Source organism: Streptomyces sp. NPDC006265, assembly GCF_040613555.1.
In the GTDB taxonomy this organism is placed as follows: domain Bacteria; phylum Actinomycetota; class Actinomycetes; order Streptomycetales; family Streptomycetaceae; genus Streptomyces.
Map to the genome: position 1 here is coordinate 1 of NZ_JBEXSH010000856.1, position 3,847 is coordinate 3,847.

The window sequence follows — 3,847 nt, forward strand, 5'->3', positions numbered from 1 at the left end:
GTCCGGGAAGCGTGTTCCCGGGACAGACGTGCGCACCCCTCTCACCCGTATCTCACCCATACGGCGCGTGACCGCCCCCGCACCACCTCGTTGGTCCCGGTGTCCGTGCCAGCCAGGCGCGGGCCCGAGAGAACCACGCGTGGCTCACTGGGGCGATGAGACGCACGGATCGTGCCGTGCGTCGTGGGACCTCGCTCCAGGGAAGTGATCGGACGGCAGGGGACAGCAGCCCGGTCACCCAAGAGAACGGTCGGCCCCGGGGACGCCCGGGGCCGACCGGCGGACCTTGCATAAATGCACAAGTCTGGGTCAAACGGTTGCGGGCGCCGCGTTCATCCAGCACGATGCGTACACAGCCCAAGTCCCCCCGCCGACACCCGCATTGCCCACACTGCCAGAGGTACAGACCAGCGGCGCTACCCCCCGGCGCCGCTTCCAGGCACCGGCGCTGCCCTGACGTCGGTGCTGACGAGAAGAAGGGTCCTGCGGCTCCACCCCGCAGGGCCCTTCGCTCTGCGCCGGCGATCGTCCGGCGGAGCGTCAGGTGCGGGTCACCGTGCCGCAGTCCTCACGGTCGCCGTCGTCGACGCTCCTGCTCCGGTCGTACGGATCCACGGCCGGGCCGCTCGGAGTCGAGCCCGCAGAGGTGCTCGACGAGAACTCCGGATGCAGATAACCGTCGTAGACGAAGCACGTGGAGTTGCCTATCTCCTGGTCGTACTCCACGACGAGCAGCCGGCCCGGGGTGACCTGGTACCGGGCGGGGTCGGCGAGTTCCGTCTCGAGCGCGCGGCGCACGATGGTGCGGGTGACCTCGGTGGAACCGTCCGCGCGCGACACCGGGTAGACGAAGGTGTAGTCGGCACGTACGGCGACGCCCCCGTGCTCGCCCTTCTTGAACGTCATGTGGCCGCGCGTCTTGATCACGTCGCCGACCAGCCGTATCTCGTCGGGGTCGAACCGGCTGAACAGGGCCACCGGGTCCTTCTTCCTGCTCGGCGAGCGCAGGGCGGTCTCGAGACGGTCGACGACGTCCGGCTGCTTGGGGTCCAGCACGGAGAACGCGGCATCGGGGCGTGCGCCACGCACTGCCTTCGGGTCGAGGTTGGCACCCACCAGCAGCTTCTTCGTCAGCTTCAGCGCCTGTTTCACACGGTCCTTGGAGACCGCGCCGACCGCCTTGGCCTCGGGCAGCACGATGCCTGCTTCGCCGTCGGCCCAGCGCAGGGCCGGGGAGCCGGCGAACGGCTCGTCCAGGGTGGGGGTTTCGGGATCCGGCGACTCGGGCGCGGCGGTGGGGGGCGCCGTCTCGTCGGGCAGGGGCGAGGCGTCCGCGGCCTCGGCCGTCCCGGCGCCGAAGGGATCACCGGGCAGCAGCGACGGCTTCAGCGCCACCAGCACCACGGCCGCCGCGAGGGCCACGCCGAACACGGCCCGCAACTTGCGGCGCCGGGCCGCACTGCCGTTCATCTCCTGCCAGGCCGGGCCGGTGCGCCACCCGGGCGGCAACTCACCCCGGGCGTCCTGCTTGCGCAGCCGCTCGGTCACCATGCGCGCTCGCGCGGACGGCTCCTTCGGGGCGGAGGAACGGATGTCGCGTTCGCTGTCCTCCAGGAACTTCTCCCACATGCCGTCGGGTATGGACGACGAGGAGGTTCCGGACTCTTCACCGGGACCGGGTCTGGGGCCTTCTGGCGATCTGTCGGCCATGATTCTTCGCGCTTTCTCGTGATCTCCTGTCGGACGGCCGAGCGTACGTCAGCCCTCGGACACGGCTGTGGTCGCCGCCGTCGCTACTCCGCCCGGTCCGGCCTGGCTGGACCGAACCAGAACTCTCCCTTGCCCTTCGAGGCATACGGCAGAGCGTCGAAGCGGACCGGGCCCGGATAGTAGGCGCTGCTGTTGGGGCCGGCCATGTCCTCACCCTGGAGGTAGCGGTACAGCCACTCGGCGAACCCCACGTCGTAGCGGTAGAAGTCGTCGTCGGCACCGACGTAGACGTAGATGCGGGGCTCGTCGCCGGGCTTGAAGAAGAAGCACTCTCCCCGGTCGGACCCGAAGAGCGGGATCAACTGGTCGGGGCCGCCGAACCTCGGGTCCTCGGAGGCGAAGTCGGGGCAGCTGAGATCCCAGTCGAGAGTGCGGTAGATCTCCACCGTCTCGGTGATCCACTGCGCCAGGTTCCAGTCCGCGTGGGCGGGGTGGTCGAAGTGCAGATGGCCGTTGAGCCGGACCGGGGCGTATGCGTCGATGAACTGCTTGTAGTCGTCCCGCAGTCGGACACCCAGCTCCCGTTCGAGGGAAATCCATGCCTCCGGATCCCCTCGGTGCAACGGATTGCCCAGGAGCACGGCCAGTTTGTCTTCGTAGTTCATACGTCACCTCCTGGGACAGTCGGCAGAGCCGGTCGTAGTACCGCCGGTCGGGGTCTGGTGGACCACGCAGTGTTTGCTGACGCCGTCCTCGACGATCACGTAGTTCTACTCGATGTTCGACGGGGTGCCGAGTCGGGACCTGCCCGGTGCGTCCTTCGCGAGCATCTGGCCGCGCCCGGTCGACGACCCCTCGACGCCGGCACGGACTTGTGACGCAGGACACATAAGAACCTTGTTAGGGCCAGTACAACCATTCACAGGTTTCACTGATCAAACACGGCGAACCAAGGGCCACACCCGCGCCCCACACGCGGAGGCCTCCCCCAACGTTCGTACCGCATCCCGCGGTACGCCGGACTCTCCGAGGTCTTCATGAAGCTTCGCCGCGCCATGGCAGCAGCGGCCGCTACGGCGGTCATAGCCCCGGTGGCACTGCTCGCGGCACCGGCCGCATACGCGACCGACGAAACGACGCCCACGCCGAGCGCGTCGGTGAGCGAATCCGCTCCCGAGACGTCGGCCTCGCCATCTGCGACCGAGTCCACGCCCGCCGAGACGACGCCGGCTCCGAGCACGTCCGCGAGCGAGTCCGCTCCCGAGACGTCCAGCTCGCCGAGCGCGTCCGCCAGCGAGTCCTCCCCGGCGCCCAGCGCCTCCGAGCCCGAGGAGTCGGAGTCCCCCGACCCCGAGCCCTCGGTGTGCGAGGACACCAAGATCGACGTCAGCATCTCCGGCCTGCCCGGCAAGATCGCGGCGGGCAGCGGCTGGCACAAGTTCTCGCTGAACGTGCTGAACAACTCCGACTCCACGCTGAACGACCTCGACTTCTTCGCCGGGGCCTCCCCCGACAAGAACGGTGAGGAGCTGTTCACCAGCAAGCAGGTCAAGCTCCAGGCCTGGGACCCGGACGGCAAGGTCTGGACCGACCTGAACGAGGGCGGCTACGCCGTCGGTTACGTCGGCTACACCGACGAGCTGAAGCCCGATTACGAGGTCAACATCCCGCTGCGCCTCAACGTCAGCAAGTCCGCTCCGGTGGGCTCTGGCTTCTCGCTCGGCGCGACGATCTACGGCGACAACGACGACGAGTGCATCGGCTTCGGCGACGTGTCGTACAAGTTCCAGATCGTCTCGGCCGGTACGGACACCGGCGGCACCAAGCCGCAGGAAGGCGGCAAGGCGCCCGTCACCGACGAGAAGCCGAGCGGCAACACGCCGGAGGTCACCGGCAGCCTCGCCGAGACCGGTTCCAGCTCCGCCCTGCCGATGATCAGCCTGGTCGGCGGTGCCGCTGTGGTCGCCGGTGCCGGTGCGATCTTCGTGGTCCGTCGCCGCAAGGCCGGCGTGCAGGCGTAAGCCGTAGCGGCCGACGGGCCGTTGCACACAGAAGAGGGACCTGCGCTCGGAGGGGGGCGCAGGTGCCGCTTGTGGGTGCCGCGGCGGCTCAGGCCATCGGCGGCCCCCCCGCGATG

3 protein-coding genes are annotated in these 3,847 nt (G+C 69.0%); 1 reads left to right on the forward strand and 2 read right to left on the reverse strand.

From position 1 onward, the window contains the following. Nucleotides 1-540: 540 nt before the first annotated feature. Both ABZ281_RS41470 and ABZ281_RS41475 read right to left on the reverse strand, forming a co-directional pair. Nucleotides 541-1,629 (reverse strand): hypothetical protein, encoded by a 1,089-nt coding sequence (locus ABZ281_RS41470; protein ID WP_356663111.1) that lies wholly within the window; start codon nucleotides 1,627-1,629, stop codon nucleotides 541-543. Between the two features lie 164 nt (nucleotides 1,630-1,793). Continuing rightward, nucleotides 1,794-2,375 (reverse strand): SMI1/KNR4 family protein, encoded by a 582-nt coding sequence (locus tag ABZ281_RS41475; protein ID WP_356663112.1) that lies wholly within the window; start codon nucleotides 2,373-2,375, stop codon nucleotides 1,794-1,796. 372 nt (nucleotides 2,376-2,747) lie between these two features. On the opposite strand from ABZ281_RS41475, the gene ABZ281_RS41480 reads away from it, so the two are divergent. Beyond that, nucleotides 2,748-3,731 (forward strand): LAETG motif-containing sortase-dependent surface protein, encoded by a 984-nt coding sequence (locus ABZ281_RS41480; RefSeq protein WP_356663113.1) that lies wholly within the window; start codon nucleotides 2,748-2,750, stop codon nucleotides 3,729-3,731. Nucleotides 3,732-3,847: the final 116 nt, after the last annotated feature.

Excerpts from the sequence above, each read along its gene's own strand:
- ABZ281_RS41470 (WP_356663111.1), bottom strand. The coding sequence starts at position 1,629 with ATGTGGGAGAAGTTCCTGGAGGACAGCGAACGCGACATCCGTTCCTCC.
- ABZ281_RS41475 (WP_356663112.1), bottom strand. The coding sequence starts at position 2,375 with ATGAACTACGAAGACAAACTGGCCGTGCTCCTGGGCAATCCGTTGCAC.
- ABZ281_RS41480 (WP_356663113.1), top strand. The coding sequence starts at position 2,748 with ATGAAGCTTCGCCGCGCCATGGCAGCAGCGGCCGCTACGGCGGTCATA.